This is a genomic window from Nocardia sp. NPDC049149 (assembly GCF_043197455.1).
Lineage (GTDB): Bacteria > Actinomycetota > Actinomycetes > Mycobacteriales > Mycobacteriaceae > Nocardia.
The window spans coordinates 86,864-104,910 of sequence record NZ_JBICTD010000005.1 but is presented as its reverse complement, the minus strand read 5'-3'; the positions used below and the strand labels follow the sequence as shown (position 1 = coordinate 104,910).

Below are 18,047 nucleotides of genomic sequence, written 5' to 3'. Positions count from 1 at the left end.
GGCACGATCGCACCGAGGGCGGCTGGGGGAAAGGGGGTTCGCCCGCTCACCCGCGCAGGTGCGACAGCTGCGGGAAGGCGTAGGGGGAGAAGGGGGACGTGCCCCGGTGCATCATGGTCGGCCTGCCCCACATGTCGGCGGGACCGGACTGGCTGGCCGCGGCACTTTCCACGGCCGCGGTGAGCACGCAGACCAGTGCCGCGAGCTCCTCGTCGCTCGGGTTGCCCTTCACCACACGAAACAGCGGCTCTCCGGTGGTGGCCGTCAGGTCGGCGACCAGCGCTGGCGCGTCGCCTTCCGTCTCGACCACGTCCGCCAGCTCCTCGACGGTCAGGTCGAGTTCTGCGGCGGTCAACACCTCTTCTTCTGCCACGGTCGTCACAGTGCCAGATCCTCTCTTTGCCTGATCAGGCGTGTTCCCTATTCGAGATACAAACGGATGATGCGATCATCCTCGGATCCACTCATTGCGTCTCTGCAACCAGTGTGCGCGGACTACCGAGGGTATCGCTTGATCAGAGCGGTATGTTGCCGTGTTTTTTCGGCGGCAAAGTCACCATCTTGCGCTCGAGCAGGCGCAGTGCCGCGACGATCTGACCGCGGGTGTGCGACGGCGGGACGACCGCGTCGACGTAGCCGCGCTCGGCGGCGACGTACGGGTTGACCAAGGTGTCCTCGTACTCGTTCTGCAGCTCGAGCCGCAGCGCATCGACGTCAGCGCCGTTTTTGGCGGCGTCGGCGAGCTGCTTGCGGTAGACGAACCCGACGGCGCCCGAGGCGCCCATGACCGCGATCTGCGCGGTCGGCCAGGCCAGGTTCACGTCGGCGCCCATGTGCTTGGAACCCATGACGTCGTAGGCGCCGCCGTAGGCCTTGCGGGTGATGACGGTGATTTTTCCCACAGTGGCCTCGCCGTACGCGTACAACAACTTCGCGCCGCGCCGGATGATGCCGTTGTACTCCTGGCCGGTGCCTGGCAGGAAGCCGGGCACGTCGACCAGCGTGAGGATCGGGATGTTGAACGCGTCGCAGGTGCGCACGAACCGGGCCGCCTTCTCCGAGGCGTCGATGTCGAGGCAGCCGGCGAACTGGGTCGGCTGGTTCGCGACGATGCCGACGCTGCGGCCATCGATCCGGCCGAAGCCGACGATGATGTTCATCGCGCGCTCGGCCTGCACCTCGAGGAACTCGTCGTCGTCGAGCAGGCGACGGATCACCTCGTGCATGTCGTACGGCTGGTTCGGCGAGTCCGGGATGATCGAGTCCAGCTCGAGGTCTTCCTCGGTGAGCGAGTCCTCGATGGCGCCGTCGATCGGGTCGGTGGCCGGGAAGCGCGGCGCCTCGGCGCGGTTGTTGCTCGGCAGGTAGGACAGCAGATCCTTGACGTAGTCGAGCGCGTCCTGCTCGCCGGAGGCAACGTAGTGCGCCACACCGGATTTCGTCATGTGGGTGTGCGCGCCACCCAGGTCCTCCATGGTGACGTCCTCGCCGGTGACCGTCTTGATGACGTCGGGTCCGGTGACGAACATCTGGCTGGTCCCGTCGACCATCACCACGAAGTCGGTGAGCGCGGGGGAGTAGACGTGGCCGCCCGCGGCCGGTCCCATGATCAGCGAGATCTGCGGGATCACGCCGGAGGCCTGGATGTTGCGGTGGAAGATCTCGCCGTAGAGGCCGAGCGAGACGACACCCTCCTGGATGCGTGCGCCCGCGCCCTCGTTGATGCCGATGAGCGGACGGCCCGTCTTGAGCGCCAGGTCCATCACCTTGACGATCTTCTCGCCGTAGACCTCGCCGAGGCTGCCGCCGAACACGGTGACGTCCTGGCTGAAGATGCAGACATCGCGGCCGTCGATGGTGCCGTAGCCGGTGACGACGCCGTCGCCGAGCGGCCGGTTGGCCTCCAGCCCGAAGTTGACGCTGCGGTGCCGCGCCAGCGCGTCGAGCTCGACGAACGAGCCCTCGTCCAGCAGCGCGAGGATCCGCTCGCGGGCCGTCATCTTGCCCTTTGCGTGCACCTTGTCGACCGCGGCCTCACCCATCGGGTGCTTGGCCTCATCCAGCCGATTCCGCAGGTCAGCCAGCTTCCCGGCGGTGGTGTGGATATCGGGGGCACCCGCCGGGTCTTGCGCGGACTGCTGCTGGACACTCGTCATGGCTCCGGAGTGTAACCAGTGACAGTGCTTCGTTGTAACCCAGTGTGGCCTACCGGTCGGTAGAAAAGCGCAGCTAGATCACGCTGTTTTCGCTCGTCAAGCGAGTTTGCGCCGATAGAAAATCGGTATCGTCGCGGGTGGTGGTCCAGATACTCTCGGAGAGTCTTGTTTTCGTGCTCAGGGGAGGAGCCCAATCATGTGGGAATGGAGCAAAGCCGTCGCCGAACACGCGGCCGCGGCGGCGTGGACAAGCTGGCAACCCGTCGAGACCGAGCCGAAGTTCCTCGACCCGGAATCGTGGACCGAGGCCGACCAGGGGGATGGCGACGGCGCCGACCGCGCGTCCGCGCTGATCATGGGGTATGTCCTCATCGGATAGCCCGATAAGCACCGAGTAGCCTGCCCGGTGTGCACAGGACCCCTTTGGCTGCAGACCAGTTGCGGCGCAGTCTCATCGAGTCACCCGAGCTGTCGTTCTTCACTCACATCGACGTGGTGGAGTCGACCGGGTCCACCAATGCGGACCTGATCACCCGTGCCGGCGATCCGGACGTCGATCGGTTGGTACTCCTTGCAGAGGCGCAGGAGCAAGGGCGCGGGAGACACGCACGCACCTGGGTGAGCCCGCCTCGGGCGCAGATTTCGATGTCGGTGCTGGTGCGCCTGCGCGGGATCGCGCCGGAGGCGCTCGGTTGGCTGCCGCTGCTGACCGGTGTCGCGGTGGTGGACGCACTGCGCGCGACGGCCGGTGTCGCCGCGAACCTCAAGTGGCCCAATGATGTGCTGGTCGATGGCCGCAAAGTGGCGGGCATTCTGGCGGAGGTCGCGGCAAGCAACGGGGAGACCGTCGTTGTCGTCGGGATGGGGGTCAATGTGAGCCTCACCGAGGCGGAACTGCCGGTGCCCCATGCCACTTCGCTGGTGCTTGCCGGCGCCGAGAGCGTCGACCGGACGGCGATCGTGCAGTCGATGCTGACCGAATTCGCGCGCCGGTTCACCCTGTGGCGCGAGGCAGGCTGGCACACAGCGGATCTGGCCGCCGCCTACCGCGAGCGGTGCGCGACGCTCGGTGCCCAAGTGCGGGCCGAACTTCCGGGTGGGCAGACGCTGACCGGCATCGCGACCGACGTCGACGAGGCGGGTCGGCTGCTGGTCGGCAATCGGCCGTTGTCCGCGGCCGACGTCACCCACTTGCGCGCCGAATACTGAGCAGCGCGCCGAATACTGAAAAGCCGCCCACGTCGCGAAACTCCGGACGTGGGCGGCCTTTTCGCGTTCAGGTTCAGGCAGGCTGCAGTGCGGCCTTCGCCGCCTCCCTGGCGAACATGCGGTCGCGCTGTTCCTCGAACTTCAGCACGTCCTGTTCCAGCTTCTCGATGAACACGCCGAGCTCCTCCCGCGCCTGCTCGCCGCGCGGCCCGAAGTCGTTGCGCTCGAAGATGTTCCACTGCTTGAGCACCGGAGCCACCACTTCCTCCAGGTGCTGGCGCAGGTCGTAGATGCCGTGCTTGGCCATGATGACGCCGTTGCGGCGGAAGTTGGGCATGCCCGCACCGGGCATCACGAAGTGGGTGAGGATCTTGGTGATGGCCATCATCGCCTGATCGGGCACGAGATCGATGCCTGCGCCGCACAGGGTGCGATAGAAGATCATGTGCAGGTTCTCGTCCGCGGCGATGCGCTGCAGCATGCGATCGGCGACGGGGTCGTTGCACACCCGGCCGGTGTTGCGGTGCGAGACCCGGGTGGCCAGCTCCTGGAAGGTGACGTACGCAACGTTTTCCAGGAACCCGCCCCAGTTGTCGGGGGAGTGCGCCCCGTTGGTCATGTGGATCATCCTGGCCTCTTCGAGCGCGACCGGGTCGACGCCGCGGGTGACGACCAGGTAGTCGCGGATGACGATGCCGTGCCGATTCTCCTCGGCCGTCCAGCGCCCCACCCAGGTCTTCCACGCACCGTCGGTGGAGAAGTTCTCCGCGATCTCGCGGTGGTAGGAGGGCAGGTTGTCCTCGGTGAGCAGGTTGGTGATCATGGCGATCTTCGCCACCTCGCTCAGCTTCGACTGCTCGGGCGCCCAATCCTGGCCGCCCATCGCGGCGAAGTTGCGGCCCTCGTCCCACGGGACGTAGTCGTGCGGGTGCCAATCCTTCGCCATCGCCAGGTGCCGGTTCAGGTTCTGTTCGGCCACCGGCTCGAGTTCGGTCAGGATTTCCAGCTGAGTCAGATCCTTGGTCACACAATCCTCCACGGTCGTATTTCGGCGACTTTGTTCGAGCAGAACTGCTTGCGGACTACAGTTACGAGCCAAGATCGAACGGAGAACTCCGTGCGCGGACACGACACGCGCAGGCAGACGATTGTGCAGCACGACGCGGTCTGGTGTCAGGCATTTCGGCATCTTCAGACGGTAGTGTTCCGGCCATGGGTTATCCGGAGGATGTGCTCGCGCCGGAAGAACAGCTGATTCTTCACCGCCATCCGCATTGGAAAATGCTGTTCTGGCCGATCGTGACGTTGGTCGTCGTCACCGCACTCGCGGGTTTCGCCGGGGGTTTCGCCGCGCGCAAGGCTCCTGCGGGGACTGCGCAGACGGTGCTGCTGATCGCGATACTCGCGATCTGGCTGATCATCGTCGTATGGCGTTGTGTCGCACCGATTCTCAGCTGGAAGTCGACGCATTTCATCATCACCGACCGGCGGTTGATGGTCCGCCAGGGTGTGCTCACCCATTCGGGCATCGACATTCCGATGAGCCGCATATCCAGCGTGCAGTTCCGGCACGGGCTGTTCGATCGGATGCTGGGCACCGGAACGTTGATCATCGAGTCGTCCTCCTCGGAACCGCTCGAATACGACGACATCCCGTCCGTGCAGCAGGTGCACTCGCTGCTCTACCACCAGGTCTTCGACGTCGACCACGGCGACAACGGCTGGGACGCGCAGCGGCGCGAGCACGGCGAATACCGATGAGCGGAGCAGCGCGCGGCCATTCGATGATGCGCAGCGACCCGGTGTCGGTATGTCCGGTTAACCTGGGCAGATGACCGCCGTACTGCTGGCAGAAGACGACGAGGCGATTGCCGCGCCGTTGTCGCGCGCCCTGGGGCGCGAGGGGTATTCGGTCACCGTCGAGCGCTTCGGTCCCGCCGTACTGCAGCGGGCGCTGGAGGGGCATCACGATCTGCTCATCCTCGACCTCGGCCTGCCCGGCATGGACGGGCTCGAGGTGTGTCGCCAGGTGCGCGCCCGCGGCGCCGATCTGGCTGTGCTGATGCTCACAGCCCGCACCGACGAGGTCGACTTCGTCGTCGGGCTCGACGCGGGCGCCGACGACTATGTCGGCAAGCCGTTCCGGCTCGCCGAGCTGCTGGCCAGGGTGCGGGCGTTGCTGCGGCGCAGCGGAATCGGCGACGACACCGTCGAGGTCGGCGGCATCCGGCTAGAGCCCGCCGCGCGCCGGGTGCTGGTGAACGGCGTCGAAATCGGTTTGGCGAACAAGGAATACGAGCTGCTGAAGGTGCTCATCGACCGGGCAGGCCAGGTGGTCCCGCGCGAGACGATCCTGCGCGAGGTGTGGGGCGACGCCGAGCTGCGCGGCTCGAAGACGTTGGATATGCATATGTCCTGGTTACGCCGCAAGATCGGCGACGAGGGCCCGATGGCCGAACGCCGCATCGTCACCGTTCGCGGTGTCGGTTTCCGGTTGAACACCGACTGACGTGCGGCGCAGAATCCTGCGGTCCATGCTCACCGTGCTGACCCTCACCACGGTGGTGCTCGGCGTGCCGCTGACCTACACGGCCTGGCTGTGGGTCGAGGACATCACCCGCGACGATCTGCAGAGCAAACTGCAGCGGGTCGGCGCCGCGATCCTCGTCCAGGAACAGGGCGACGGCATGGTGCTCGGCGAGCTCGACACCCGAGCGGTGGAGCCGCTGCTACCGCAGGACGGCAAGCTGACCATCGTCTATCCGGCCCCGCACGACAACGCCGCCAGGGTCGATATCGGCGCGGACCAGGTGGACGACCCGCTGGTCGAGTCGTACTCCATGGGCACACGGGGGTCGCTGCGGCTCGAGGTTCCTGCGGCGCCGATGCATGCCAGGCAGCGCCAGGCGGTCGGCGTTGTCGCGCTCGCGGTGCTCGCCTCGCTCGGTGCCGCGGTCTCGGTCGCCGTGGTCACGGCGCGTCGGGTCGCCGACCCGTTGCGCGATGTGGCGGCGCGGGCCGCTCGGTTGGCGATGGGCGACTTCCGGCCGGATCCGCGCAGGCACGGCATCTCCGAACTCGATCGGGTCTCCGACGTGCTCGACTCGGCCACGGTCGAGATCGCCGGGCGGTTGCAGCGCGAGCATGCGCTGGTGGCCGACGTCTCCCATCAGCTGCGCAGCCGCCTCACCGCCGTGCGGCTGCGGCTCGACGAGCTCTCCGCGCACGCCGACCCGGAGGTGGTGCACGAGGCCGAGGAGGCGATGGCGCAGGTGGATCGACTCACCGACGCCATCGATGACCTGGTGCGCGCGTCCAGGGACGAGGACGCCGCCGATCTCGATCCGGTGCCGGTGATGGCGGAGCTGCGCGGGGTCGTCGCCGAATGGGAGCATCCGTTCGCCGAGGCGGGCCGCGAACTCGAGCTGATCGGAGACGAGTCGCTGCTGGCGCCGATCACCGGTTCGCGGCTGCGCGAGGCGGTCGCGGTGCTCGTGGACAACGCGCTCATGCACGGCGGTGGCACCTGCACGGTGTCGGTGCGCACGGTGCGGCCCGGCGTCGATCGCGATCCGCTGGTGTGTGTCGAGGTCGCCGACGAGGGCGACGGGGTGCGGGACGAGCTCGCGCCGCACATCTTCGATCGTGGTTTCTCCGCGGGCGGCTCCACCGGTGTGGGGTTGGCCCTGGCGCGTGCCCTGGTCGAAGCCGACGGCGGCAGGCTGGAACTGCAGCGACGCAGGCCTGCGCTGTTCGCGGTGTTCCTCGGATCGTCGGCGTATCGCACGCAGAATTCGGTGGTCGCTGAGCCGAGGTGAGCTCCGCGGGCCGATTTCAGCTGCGGCCGAATTCCTCTTCGACCAGATCCTCGAATTCGGCGGCGATTTCGTTCATCTCGTCGGGGAAAACCCAGCGGCGCATCGCCCAGAACCGGAACGCCATTTGCAGCAGGTTGCCGATGATGAACGCGCTGATGAAGTCCGCGATGTTCTCGACGGTGAAGCTCACATCGGGCTGGCGCAGATCGAAGACATAACTCGAGATCCACAGCGGAATGAAGGCAAGCACCACACCGACGCCGCTGACTCCGAAGAACAGCAGCGCTTCGTGATGCTTCTCACGGCCACCGCGGTGCCGGAACGACCATTCGCGATTCAGGATGTAGGACGCGATCACCGCGATGACACCCGAAATGATCTTCGCGGTGACCGGCTTCTCGGTCAGCACCGTCCACTTGAGCACGTAGAAGATGCCGCTATCGATCACGAAAGTGGTCGCTCCGACGATGGCGAACTTGATCAGCTCCCGATGCCGGTACGCGATCTTCGCGAGAGGCTTGGGAAGGACGCTCACCACGTCGTCGACGAATGACACGGGGCCGAGTGTACCGGTACAGGCCATTCCCGCCGGACGTGACAATATTGTCCGACGTGAGGGAGCCCATGAACACAGCGGTCACGACGGAGCCGAGCGTGCGCTCCTTCGATCCTTCGACCATGCCGACCGTCACCATGATCGGTGGCGGCCAGCTGGCGCGCATGACGCACCAGGCGGCGATCGCGCTCGGCCAGCGGCTACGCGTGCTCGCCGAGCATCCCGACGACCCCGCCGCGCAGGTCAGTCCCGACGTGGTGCTCGGAAGCCACACCGATCTGACCGCGCTGCGTAAGGCCGCCGTCGGTTCGCACGCGCTGACCTTCGATCACGAGCATGTGCCGACCGAGCATCTCGCGGCCCTGGTCTCGGAGGGGGTGAACGTGCAGCCGCCGCCGCAGGCGTTGGTCTTCGCGCAGGACAAGCTGGCCATGCGGGTGAAGCTGGCCGAGCTCGCGCTGCCCGTGCCCGCATTCGCGCCGGTGACCTCCGTCGAGGACGCGGTGCGGTTCGGGGCCGAGCAGAACTGGCAGATCGTGCTCAAGGCGGTGCGCGGCGGGTACGACGGGCGCGGGGTGTGGATGCCCGAGTCGGCCGACGCGGCCGCGGCGATCGTCACCGAGCAGCTCGCGCACGGGGTGCAGTTGCTCGCCGAGGCGAAGGTGCCGTTGCGGCGCGAGTTGTCCGCGATGGTGGCGCGGTCGCCGTTCGGGCAGGCCGCGACCTGGCCGGTGGTGGAGACCGTGCAGCGCAACGGTCAATGCGCCGTGGTGATCGCGCCCGCACCCGATCTCGACGACGATCTGGCGGCGCAGGCCGAGACGCTGGCGTTGAACCTGGCCAAGGAGCTCGGTGTCGTCGGCGCGATGGCGGTGGAGCTGTTCGAGACCAACGACGGCACGCTGCTGGTGAACGAGCTGGCGATGCGCCCGCACAACTCCGGGCACTGGGGGATGGACGGCGCCCGCACCGGACAGTTCGAGCAGCACTTGCGCGCGGTCCTCGACTACCCGCTCGGTGATACCAGCCCGCTGGCTCCGGTCACCGTGATGGCCAACATTCTCGGTGCCGCCGAGGCGCCTGGCATGTCGATGGACGAGCGTCTGCACCATTTGTTCGCGCGGATGCCCGACGCGAAGGTGCACATGTACGGGAAGGGTGAACGACCCGACCGGAAGATCGGACACATCAACGTTCTCGGTGACGACGTCGCCGTGGTGCGGGAAAAGGCTGAGCGGGCGGCGTATTGGATGTCGCACGCCATTTGGACGGATGGATGGGATCCCCATGAGTAGTAACGATGGCCGCTCCGCAGGCTCCGCTCCTGGTAACGCTGGCTCCGGTCCGCAGGTCGGCCTGATCATGGGCTCGGACTCCGACTGGCCGACCATGGAAGCCGCCGCGGAAGCGTTGGCGGAGTTCGGCATTCGCTTCGAGGTCGGCGTCGTCTCGGCGCACCGCACCCCGCAGCGCATGCTCGATTACGCCCGCGACGCCGCCGACCGCGGTATCCAGGTCATCATCGCCGGCGCGGGTGGCGCCGCCCACCTGCCGGGCATGGTCGCCTCCGCCACCCCCCTCCCGGTGATCGGTGTCCCCGTCCCCCTCAAATACCTCGACGGCATGGACTCCCTCCTGTCCATCGTCCAAATGCCCGCAGGCGTCCCGGTAGCCACCGTCTCCATCGGCGGCGCCCGCAACGCAGGCCTCCTCGCGGTCCGCATCCTCGCCGCCAACACCCCCGCCCTGCGCACCCGCATGCAACAGTTCCAAGCAGGCCTGGAAAAAATGGTCCTAGAAAAAGACGAGGCCCTCCGCACCAAACTCCTCGGCTGATCAGCAGTCGAGGCCGCCGGCGCGAAGGGCCGCAACGGCTTCCACGAGGCCCGCACTGTCGAGTGCGTCGAGCACGTCCTCGACGGTTTCCGGCGGATTGGTGTGTGAATCCGCGATCTGCTGGAGACACGCCCAGACCACCCGGTCATCGAGGTCGATCTGGTCGAGCAAGAAATCGTCCGGGCTCTTCGCCTCAATGTTCCAGGGGCTCAGCGCATCCGGGGGAAATTCAGCGAGATTCGACATCGAAGGACTGAAGCTACCCGACCCTGATGTCAGGTCGTTTGTCCGCGAGGCTGGAGAGTGCTTCGTCGAGGGTCTTGTCCGTCCACTTCGCTTGGACCAAGCCGGCCATGGCGATTCGAATCAGTAAGTCGCGCAGGGCATTTCCGTACAGGACATTGGCGTCGTACACCACGACGAAGGCCACGGTCAGATGCCGAGATCTTGACCGAGGCGGGCCAGCTCGTCTGCGGCGGTCTTACTTTTCGCCTGGTTCTGCTGCTGGTATCGCTTCAGGTCCTCGTACCTGATCCGCCGGTGGCGGCCGACGAACCGGAACGGAATCTCCTCTGCTTCTAGCAGTCCGACCACGTAGGGCCGGGAGACATTCAGCATGTCGGCTGCTTGCTGGGTGGTGAGTTCCGCGTGCGACGGGACTACTGACACACCGCGTCCCTCGGCGGCCTGCGCCAGGATGAATGCCAGCAGGCTGACGGCTTCCCTGGGCAAGACGAGGGCGTCTTCGCCAGGGTGTTCGCGCGTCACCCGGATGTTCTGCTCCGTGGGGTGCTGCATGAGGTAGTCCTTGATCCGACGCATGGCGCGAGCGGCCACATCGGCATCGATCTTTCCGGGCTCCGTCCGCTTCGCGGCCTGCAACCGTGCCACGGCAACCACCTCCTTATTCGCAGTATGCGAAACAAACGAAATAATCGAAAGAGCGCTGCGTTGGCGCGGTGGGATCGGATCCCTCGCTACGGTGGGCTGGTGACTACTGGTGAGGGGCGGTTGCGGGGCGGGGAGGACAACGCGCAGTTTCGGCTGACCGTGGTGGATCAGGCGTTGCGGTTGTTTGCCGAGCAGGGGTATGAGGCGACGACGGTGGATGAGATTGCCGAGGCGGCGGGGATATCGCGGCGGACGTTCTTTCGGCAGTTCCGGTCGAAAGAGGATGTGATCTTTGCTGATCACGAATCGCAGTTGGCGCAGGCGGCGGAATTCTTGGCTGGGGCGCAGGGGGATCCGTGGGACACGGTGTGCGATGCGGTGGTTCAGGTGTTCGAGCGGTTCACGCAGTGGCGGGCGATCGCGGAGCGGCGATACCAGGTGGTGCGGCGGGTGCCTGCGCTGCGGGAGCGGGAGATCGTGACGGTGTTTCGGTACGAGCGGTTGTTCACCGATTTTCTGCGGGAGCGGCTGCCCGAGGTGCCGGATCTGGCGCGGGTGCAGTACACGGCGGCGGTGACGGCGACGCACAACTATCTGCTGCGCCGGATGGTGCGCGGCGAGTCGGATGCGGGCGCGGCGGATCTGCGGGTCGAGCTGGCCGCGATTCCCCGGGGCGCGGGCCCTCGTCCGGCGTCGGATGAGCTGGTGGTCGCGGTGTTTCCGCGCGATACCCCGCCGCGGCAGGTTGCCGAGCTGGTCGCGCGCAAGCTGAGTAGTCTTTGATCTAGGTCGAAGTGCGACCTATCTGACACTGAGTGCCAGGGAGTATCCGCACGTTATCGCAATTGTTCTGCGTATACTTGAGCTGAATGTGGCACTGAGTGCCGACATGTACCGACGACCAGGAGTGCACCCCATGGCGGGAAACCCCGATTTCGACCTGTTCAAGCTCGAGGACTTCCACGACGAACTGCGCGCGGCCATCCGCGGACTCGCGGAGAAGGAGATCGCGCCGCACGCCAAGGACGTCGACGGCAACTCCCGCTTCCCCGAGGAGGCGCTGACCGCGCTCAACGCCGCGGGCTTCAACGCGGTGCACGTGCCGGAGGCCTACGGCGGCCAGGGCGCCGACTCGGTCGCCACCTGCATCGTGATCGAAGAGGTCGCCCGCGTCTGCGGTTCGTCCTCGCTCATCCCCGCGGTCAACAAGCTCGGCACCATGGGCCTGATCCTCAACGGCTCCGAGGAGCTCAAGCAGAAGGTGCTGCCCGACATCGTCAACGGTGAGATGGCCTCCTACGCGCTGTCCGAGCGCGAGGCCGGCTCCGACGCCGCCAGCATGCGCACCCGCGCCAAGCAGGAGGGCGACGACTGGATCCTCAACGGCTCCAAGTGTTGGATCACCAACGGCGGCAAGTCTTCCTGGTACACCGTCATGGCGGTGAACGATGCGGACAAGGGCGCCAACGGTATTTCGGCTTTCCTGGTGCACAAGGACGACGAGGGTTTCGTCGTCGGCCCGCTCGAGCACAAGCTTGGCATCAAGGGATCGCCTACGGCGGAACTGTATTTCGAGAACTGCCGGATCCCCGGTGACCGCATCGTCGGCGAGCCGGGCACCGGCTTCAAGACCGCGCTGCAGACCCTCGACCACACCCGCCCGACCATCGGCGCGCAGGCCGTCGGCATCGCCCAGGGCGCCTTGGACGCGGCCATCGCCTACACCAAGGACCGCAAGCAGTTCGGCAAGACCATCGCCAGCTTCCAGAACACCGAGTTCATGCTTGCCGACATGGCGATGAAGATCGAGGCCGCGCGCCTCATGGTCTACACCTCGGCGGCCCGTGCCGAGCGTGGCGAGAAGAACCTCGGCTTCATCTCGGCGGCCGCCAAGTGCTTCGCCTCCGATGTCGCCATGGAGGTCACCACCAACGCCGTCCAGCTCTTCGGCGGCGCAGGCTACACCACCGACTTCCCGGTCGAGCGCATGATGCGCGACGCCAAAATCACCCAAATCTACGAGGGCACCAACCAGATTCAGCGCGTCGTCATGAGCCGCGCGCTACTCCGCTAACTTTTACCAACGAAATGCCCACCGGCTCAACAGATCCGGTGGGCATTTGTCATTCTGACCTCTTATCGGCGGGATATCCGAGATATGCTGCTGGACAAGTGATCAGGGGGCACTGAGGTTGTTGGCCTCTCGGCCGATGCCGCCACCAGTGCCCCCTCGGCACGTACTCATCGAGATTGCCGACCTTGGTGCGGCAACGGGCGCGGGATCGTCGGGTGACGTGGTGCGTCAGCTTTTCGGGCCTGCGGTAAAAGTGTTGGCGGGGAGGGCGCCTGCGGCGAGGAGGGTTGCGGAGAGGGTTTTGCCGATCTCGGTGAGCCGTTGCACGCCTTCGTCGCCGAGGGCGGCCCAGGGGGCAAGAGCCATCAGGTTGGTTTCGGTTTCGAGTTCGGTGCGCAGCTTGGTGCCTGCGTCGGTGAGTGTGCCGTCTTCGGTGAGCAGGCCGCGCTCGCGCAGGGCGTTCTCGGTGTCGGCCCACTGCTCCGGGGTCCAGCCGCGGGTCAGTTGGGCGGCGGCGGGCGTGAAGCCACGACCGCTCGCGGTGTGGGTGACAAGGGCTTCGAGACCGCTGAGGTCCGCAGCGAGCAGGGCCGCGATGTGGCCGTCACCGCGATGCTCGCGGAGCAGGGTGACTGCGTGCCACAGCACAAGCAGCGGTTCGGTCGGCCAGTCGAGGTCGGCGTGCGCCGCGTAGAGCGGCCTGCCCTCGACGGTGCAGGCCAGGGCTGCCGTGCGCGCCAGCTCGGCGGCCTCGGCGATCACCGCGGAGGTGGCCAGTTCGTTGCCGAGTAGACGGCGCAGTGCCGCGTCTACCGAGGCAAACCGGGCCTCGACCACCGCTTCGGGGGTGGCGAGGGTCCATGCCCTCGGAATGTGACGGGCGACGAGCTCGGGGTTGAAGTTGAAGAAGGTGGCGGCAACGACGCCGGGGCCCACCGCGCCCATCGGGGCGGCGCGGCCGGCGAAGTAGCACATCCGGCCCGGCCGAAGACCTGCTTCGGTGAGGTACTGCTCCGTTTCGGGGGCGAAATACGTCATCGAGTGGATGAGGTCCGTTGCTCGCGCACACCGACCGGCGCTGGTGGTATCCATGCCTCGACCCTAATGCGGCCTACGCCGCAGCGGGAGGGGTAAATGGGACATATTTGCAGAAATGTATCGACGGCGGTTCGTGCTGTACCCGTGCTGTGCGCCGGTCCGATATCGGTAGTGGTCAAGATCGAAATACCGACTACGCCAATATGTTTCGAGATACGTGGCGGGCCGGATCGCGGTGGCGTCGCCGTGCGCGTCGAAGAAGTAGCTGTTGGCGCCGCCGCAGGTAGCGGGAGTAAGGGGAGTGTCGCCCATGCGGGCGCGGATGTCGCGGAAGAAGGCGTCGTGTGGCTCCTGGCGGATTTCGACGTGGGTCGCTCCGCGTGCGCGCGCCTCCTGGATCACCCGAATCGCGTGGTGGGTCGAGGTTTCGATCATCGGCATCCACGAGCCCGTGGTCAGCGAGTAGGGGCCGAGGATGAGAAAAGCGTTGGGCAGCTTGGGCACCGACACGCTCTCGTAGGCTTGCTTGCGCTGTTCGGCCCAGAAGGTGCGCAGGTCGAGACCGTCGCGGCCGCGCACGGGGATCGGCGGTGCGTTGTCCGGCTCGGCGAAGAGGAACCCGGTGGCCAGCACGAGCACATCGGCCTCGCGATGCACGCCGTCCCTGGTGCGGATGCCGGTCGCGGTGATGCGTTCGATGCCCTCGGTCACCAGCTCGGTGTTGGTGCGGTTGAAGGTGGACAGATAGGTGTTCGAGAGGCCGGGAACCTTGCAGCCCAGTCGATATCGCGGGGTCAGTCGATCACGGATCACCGGATCCGTGACTTGGGATCGCAGGTGTGACTTGGCCAGCGATTCACCCATGCGCACGATGAACGGCAATTGCCGATACCGGAGGACGCCGAGGAACATCACGGTGTCGAGCACCGCGCTGACCGCCAGCCGAATCGCGCGGTGCACGATCGGCCAGCGGCGAAACAGTGTATGTGCCCGCCGCAGTGAGTGATCCGGGCGCGGCAGGATCCAGATCGCCCTGCGCTGATACACGTCGAGCTTGTCGACGAGCGGTGCGATCGACGGGATGATCTGAATGGCGCTGTCGCCGGTGCCGATCACCGCGACGCGTTTGCCCGCGATCGCGCACGCATGGTCCCAGCGCGCGGTATGCATTGCCGTGCCGGTGAATTCGTCCAGTCCGGGAATGTCGGGCAGCTTCGGTTGGGTGAACACGCCGAATGCGGCGATGACGAATCGCGCGGTGCACACCGTCGATCCGAGCTCGCACCGCCACAGATGCGCGCCTTCATCCCAGATGAGTTGGGTCACTTCGGTATTCAGCCTGAGGTGCGCCCGAAGCCGGTACTTCTCGACGAGGCCGTCGATATACGCCTTGACCTCGGCCCCGCTCGGAAACACGCTGGTCCATTCGGGATTGAGCTCGAACGGGTACTGGTACGAGAACGACGGCGCGTCCACTGCGACGCCGGGATAGGTGTTGTCCCGCCAGGTTCCGCCGACATCGCCGCCGCGTTCGAGGATCACGAAATCCTGGATGCCTGCCCGTGTCAGTTTCATGGCTGCGCCGAGTCCGGACAGCCCTGCGCCGACAACGACGATCTCGTGGTCTGGCTTGTCTGCCATGGTGAATCCCCCGGTTGTGCCACCAGCTTCCGGTGGTAGACCGGCGCGGAAGTCGACTTTTGTGAACCGTCGACCAGGTAAGTATGCGCCGGTGGAACCCACGATGAACAGGTCTGCGCCGCTTTTATGGTCGGCCGTTCATGAAAGTGCTGGCCACCAACTTTCGTCCAGGCAACCGGTCGTCGTTCCTCAGCGTGTCGGTCGCAACGACGCGCCGAGCGTATCGATCATGAAGTCCACCAACGCCGTTCGCCGCACCGCACTCATCGGCTCCCGCAACTCGTGCTGCAACACCCCGAGCGGCAACCCGACCATCGCGATCGCCGCGAACTCCGGATCGATATCCCGATGCACCACACCGGTGCGAACGGCTTCCTCGAACGTGCTCACCATCGAAAGTTCGAGCGCACTGAGCATTCCGAAAACCCGTGCGGTGATCTCCTGATCGATCAGCCCGTCCCGCGCGAAAATCGTGGTCATACCCGGGTTTTCATCGAACAACGCGAACATCCGTTCGGTGATCGCCCGCAACCGCCGCTCGGCGTCCGCCCATGACGTCATTGGCGTCGACCCCACCACGTCGACCGCCGTGTCGAGCAGCCTGGCGAAGACGTCGTCGAAGACCGCGTCGAGCATCGCGCGCTTGCTCTCGAAATAGATGTAGAACGTCCCGCGACCGAGCCCGGCCCGCTTGGTGATCTCGGTGATGCCCGCGGCGTGATAGCCCACCTCACCGAACACCTGATAGGCGGCCGCCACCAGCGCCGCCCGCCGCCGCACGGCCAGCTCGGGATCCACCGGCCGACCCATCGGTCGCCCTGAACCTCTTCGCGACCGCGTCACACTGCAAACCTAGACGAGAAGCGCGTCCCGCCGGGAGCTCGCCGGGTACCTGCCCGCAGTGCCGCTACTGCGGGCCGGGGAGGTCCTAGGTGGCGACCAGGTCCGCGTACTCGCGGTGCTCGGCGATGTACTTCTCGACGTACCAGCAGGTCGGGATCACGGCATAGCCCGCGTCACGCGAATCCTGCAGCGCGTATTCGACCACCTGCGCGGCCACCCCGCGCCCACGGAACTCGGGGAACGTCATCGTGTGATGAAAGTCGCGGACCTTCGGATCGTCCCGCTCCGCGTAGTCGGCATAGCCCGCGAGAGTGTCGTCGAGATAGATCTCGAAACGAGTATCGACGACGTTGTGCTCGAGTCTGGTGGTCATGATCTGATGAAACTCCTTCGCGGCAGTGAATGTTCCTGGTGACGGCGGCCTGCGGGTCAGAGCACCGCACCCGGATTGAGAATGCCGTGCGGGTCCAGCGCGTCCTTGATGCGGTGGGTCAACGCCATGACGTCGGGCCCGAGCTGGTCGGGCAGCCACGCCTTCTTGAGCCGCCCGACCCCGTGCTCGCCGGTGATGGTGCCGCCGAGCGCGATGGCAAGATCCATGATCTCGCCGAACGCCTGGTGCGCCCGGTCGGTCATGGCCGCGTCGGCCGGATCGTGCACGATCAGCGGATGGGTGTTGCCGTCGCCCGCGTGCGCGATCACCGACACGGTCACCTGATTGTGCTCGGCGATCGCCGCGACACCGGTGACCAGGTCGCCGAGCCGAGGCAGCGGCACACCGACGTCCTCGAGCAGCAACGAGCCGAGCTTCTCCACCGCCGGAATCGCGAAACGTCGTGCGGCGGCGAAGGCTTCGCCCTCCTCGGCGTCCGCGGTCTGGAAAACCTCTGTCGCACCGGCCTTCTCGCAGGCGGCGACCATGATCGCGGCCTCGCGTCCGGCGAACTCGCCGGGCGCGTCCGACCGCGCGACCAGCAGCGCCGCGGCCTTGCGGTCCAGGCCCATCCGTAGCTCGTTCTCGACCGCGTTGATCGACACCGAATCCATGAATTCGAGCATGGACGGCCGCAATTCGCCGGTGATGGCGAGGATCGCGGCGGTGGCGTCGGTCAGCGACGCGAAGGTCGCGACGACGGTGTGCTGCGGCGGCTGTGCGGGCAGCAGGCGCAGCGTGAGCTCGGTGATCACGCCCAAAGTGCCTTCGCTGCCGACGAAAAGCTTGGTCAGCGACAGCCCGGCCGAATCCTTGAGTCGTGGCCCGCCGAGCCGGACCACGGTGCCGTCGGCGAGCACTACCTCCATGCCGAGCACGTAATCGGTTGTCACGCCGTACTTCACGCAACACAGCCCGCCTGCGTTGGTCGCGGCATTGCCGCCGATCGAGCAGATCTCGAACGACGAGGGGTCCGGCGGATACCACAGGCCGTGTTCCGCGACCGCCTTCTTGACCTCCGCGTTCAGCAGCCCCGGCTGCACGACCGCGGTCCGGGTGACCGGGTCGACGGTGATCCCGCGCATCCGCTCGGTGCACAGCACCAGCCCGCCGTCGACGGCGGTGGCGCCGCCGGACAGTCCGGACCCTGCGCCGCGCGGCACCACGGGAATCCGCCTGTCGTGCGCCCACTTCAGCGTGCGTGCGACGTCATCGGTGCCGGTCGCGCGCACGACAGCGAGCGGAGTGCCTGCGTCGGGGTCGCGCGCCCAGTCCTGCCGGTAGCTCGCGAGCAGGTCGGGGTCGGTCACCACCGCCCCGTCGGATAGTCCGTCGATCAGGTCATGTAAATCCACAGCTCGCCCGCCTCTCCGAGTTCCAGACCTAGGCACCGGGGGACAGTGGCGTTGGCCGAAATCAGTCGTCAGAGTCTAACTTTCCCTGGTGATCACGATGTGAGGTCGCCTGCCTCAGTGGTGCTCGGTGTCGTTCGAGGCAAGAATGCCGGGAGGGGCGTGCGCATCGCGCACAGGGTGGCAACTCGACAACGGCG

At 66.4% G+C, this 18,047-nt stretch carries 20 protein-coding genes and 1 pseudogene; 9 read left to right on the top strand and 12 right to left on the bottom strand.

Annotated elements, in window-relative coordinates; all coding sequences use genetic code 11:
- Positions 1 to 46: 46 nt before the first annotated feature.
- Both ACGFNJ_RS20685 and ACGFNJ_RS20680 read right to left on the bottom strand, forming a co-directional pair.
- A complete protein-coding gene (locus ACGFNJ_RS20685) occupies positions 47 to 382 on the bottom strand; it encodes an acyl-CoA carboxylase subunit epsilon (RefSeq protein ID WP_393450334.1) in 336 nt (111 codons plus the stop codon).
- Positions 383 to 515: 133 nt separating this feature from the next.
- Positions 516 to 2,156, bottom strand: a complete 1,641-nt coding sequence (locus tag ACGFNJ_RS20680; RefSeq protein WP_393450331.1) for an acyl-CoA carboxylase subunit beta — start codon at positions 2,154 to 2,156, stop codon at positions 516 to 518.
- A gap of 196 nt (positions 2,157 to 2,352) precedes the next feature.
- On the opposite strand from ACGFNJ_RS20680, the gene ACGFNJ_RS20675 reads away from it, so the two are divergent.
- Positions 2,353 to 2,535, top strand: coding sequence for a hypothetical protein (locus ACGFNJ_RS20675; RefSeq protein ID WP_393450328.1), 183 nt, complete (start codon positions 2,353 to 2,355; stop codon positions 2,533 to 2,535).
- A 29-nt stretch (positions 2,536 to 2,564) separates the two neighbouring features.
- Positions 2,565 to 3,365, top strand: coding sequence for a biotin--[acetyl-CoA-carboxylase] ligase (locus ACGFNJ_RS20670; RefSeq protein ID WP_393450325.1), 801 nt, complete (start codon positions 2,565 to 2,567; stop codon positions 3,363 to 3,365).
- Positions 3,366 to 3,438: 73 nt separating this feature from the next.
- Here the strand turns inward: ACGFNJ_RS20670 and ACGFNJ_RS20665 are convergent, their stop codons facing one another.
- On the bottom strand, positions 3,439 to 4,392 hold the full coding sequence (locus ACGFNJ_RS20665) for an acyl-ACP desaturase (protein ID WP_393450322.1): 954 nt from the start codon (positions 4,390 to 4,392) through the stop codon (positions 3,439 to 3,441).
- A gap of 185 nt (positions 4,393 to 4,577) precedes the next feature.
- On the opposite strand from ACGFNJ_RS20665, the gene ACGFNJ_RS20660 reads away from it, so the two are divergent.
- The 3 genes from ACGFNJ_RS20660 (at position 4,578) to ACGFNJ_RS20650 (ending at position 7,183) form a co-directional block, all read left to right on the top strand.
- Positions 4,578 to 5,126, top strand: coding sequence for a PH domain-containing protein (locus tag ACGFNJ_RS20660; protein ID WP_393450319.1), 549 nt, complete (start codon positions 4,578 to 4,580; stop codon positions 5,124 to 5,126).
- A 70-nt stretch (positions 5,127 to 5,196) separates the two neighbouring features.
- Positions 5,197 to 5,874, top strand: coding sequence for a response regulator transcription factor (locus ACGFNJ_RS20655; protein ID WP_069165034.1), 678 nt, complete (start codon positions 5,197 to 5,199; stop codon positions 5,872 to 5,874).
- Between the two features lies 1 nt (position 5,875).
- Positions 5,876 to 7,183: a sensor histidine kinase gene (locus tag ACGFNJ_RS20650; protein WP_393450316.1), complete on the top strand. Its 1,308-nt coding sequence runs from the start codon at positions 5,876 to 5,878 to the stop codon at positions 7,181 to 7,183.
- A 31-nt stretch (positions 7,184 to 7,214) separates the two neighbouring features.
- On the opposite strand, the pseudogene ACGFNJ_RS20645 reads toward ACGFNJ_RS20650, so the two are convergent.
- Positions 7,215 to 7,739: pseudogene (locus ACGFNJ_RS20645) on the bottom strand (GtrA family protein); the annotation flags it as partial.
- A 68-nt stretch (positions 7,740 to 7,807) separates the two neighbouring features.
- Between ACGFNJ_RS20645 and ACGFNJ_RS20640 the strand changes: the two are divergent.
- Entirely contained in the window at positions 7,808 to 9,034 is a 1,227-nt protein-coding gene (locus tag ACGFNJ_RS20640; RefSeq protein WP_393450313.1) for a 5-(carboxyamino)imidazole ribonucleotide synthase, read from the top strand.
- The gene (gene purE, locus ACGFNJ_RS20635) at positions 9,027 to 9,575 is read left to right on the top strand and encodes a 5-(carboxyamino)imidazole ribonucleotide mutase (protein WP_393450310.1); all 549 of its coding nucleotides are present in this window, start codon (positions 9,027 to 9,029) and stop codon (positions 9,573 to 9,575) included. Before ACGFNJ_RS20640 ends, purE begins: the two co-directional genes overlap by 8 nt.
- Here the strand turns inward: purE and ACGFNJ_RS20630 are convergent, their stop codons facing one another.
- From ACGFNJ_RS20630 to ACGFNJ_RS20620, 3 genes are read right to left on the bottom strand one after another with little or no spacing between them, the layout of a single operon-like run.
- A complete protein-coding gene (locus ACGFNJ_RS20630) occupies positions 9,576 to 9,821 on the bottom strand; it encodes a hypothetical protein (RefSeq protein WP_393450307.1) in 246 nt (81 codons plus the stop codon).
- A gap of 13 nt (positions 9,822 to 9,834) precedes the next feature.
- Positions 9,835 to 10,005 (bottom strand): hypothetical protein, encoded by a 171-nt coding sequence (locus ACGFNJ_RS20625; protein WP_393450304.1) that lies wholly within the window; start codon positions 10,003 to 10,005, stop codon positions 9,835 to 9,837.
- 2 nt (positions 10,006 to 10,007) lie between these two features.
- Complete coding sequence (locus ACGFNJ_RS20620) at positions 10,008 to 10,466, bottom strand: helix-turn-helix domain-containing protein (protein WP_393450301.1); 459 nt, start codon at positions 10,464 to 10,466, stop codon at positions 10,008 to 10,010.
- A gap of 96 nt (positions 10,467 to 10,562) precedes the next feature.
- Here ACGFNJ_RS20620 and ACGFNJ_RS20615 point away from each other — a divergent pair, with 96 nt between their 5' ends.
- Both ACGFNJ_RS20615 and ACGFNJ_RS20610 read left to right on the top strand, forming a co-directional pair.
- On the top strand, positions 10,563 to 11,249 hold the full coding sequence (locus ACGFNJ_RS20615) for a TetR family transcriptional regulator (RefSeq protein WP_393452201.1): 687 nt from the start codon (positions 10,563 to 10,565) through the stop codon (positions 11,247 to 11,249).
- Between the two features lie 133 nt (positions 11,250 to 11,382).
- The gene (locus ACGFNJ_RS20610; RefSeq protein ID WP_069165028.1) at positions 11,383 to 12,540 is read left to right on the top strand and encodes an acyl-CoA dehydrogenase; all 1,158 of its coding nucleotides are present in this window, start codon (positions 11,383 to 11,385) and stop codon (positions 12,538 to 12,540) included.
- A gap of 228 nt (positions 12,541 to 12,768) precedes the next feature.
- Here ACGFNJ_RS20610 and ACGFNJ_RS20605 read toward each other — a convergent pair whose 3' ends face one another.
- From ACGFNJ_RS20605 to ACGFNJ_RS20585, 5 genes are all read right to left on the bottom strand, one after another.
- Complete coding sequence (locus tag ACGFNJ_RS20605; protein ID WP_393450298.1) at positions 12,769 to 13,632, bottom strand: hypothetical protein; 864 nt, start codon at positions 13,630 to 13,632, stop codon at positions 12,769 to 12,771.
- A 9-nt stretch (positions 13,633 to 13,641) separates the two neighbouring features.
- The gene (locus ACGFNJ_RS20600) at positions 13,642 to 15,219 is read right to left on the bottom strand and encodes a flavin-containing monooxygenase (protein ID WP_393450295.1); all 1,578 of its coding nucleotides are present in this window, start codon (positions 15,217 to 15,219) and stop codon (positions 13,642 to 13,644) included.
- A gap of 189 nt (positions 15,220 to 15,408) precedes the next feature.
- Complete coding sequence (locus tag ACGFNJ_RS20595; protein WP_393450292.1) at positions 15,409 to 16,029, bottom strand: TetR/AcrR family transcriptional regulator; 621 nt, start codon at positions 16,027 to 16,029, stop codon at positions 15,409 to 15,411.
- Between the two features lie 118 nt (positions 16,030 to 16,147).
- Positions 16,148 to 16,435 carry a GNAT family N-acetyltransferase gene (locus ACGFNJ_RS20590; protein ID WP_393450289.1) on the bottom strand — a complete coding sequence of 96 codons (288 nt, stop codon included), beginning with the start codon at positions 16,433 to 16,435 and terminating at the stop codon, positions 16,148 to 16,150.
- 56 nt (positions 16,436 to 16,491) lie between these two features.
- Positions 16,492 to 17,850, bottom strand: coding sequence for an FAD-binding oxidoreductase (locus tag ACGFNJ_RS20585; protein ID WP_393450286.1), 1,359 nt, complete (start codon positions 17,848 to 17,850; stop codon positions 16,492 to 16,494).
- Positions 17,851 to 18,047 lie beyond the last annotated feature (197 nt).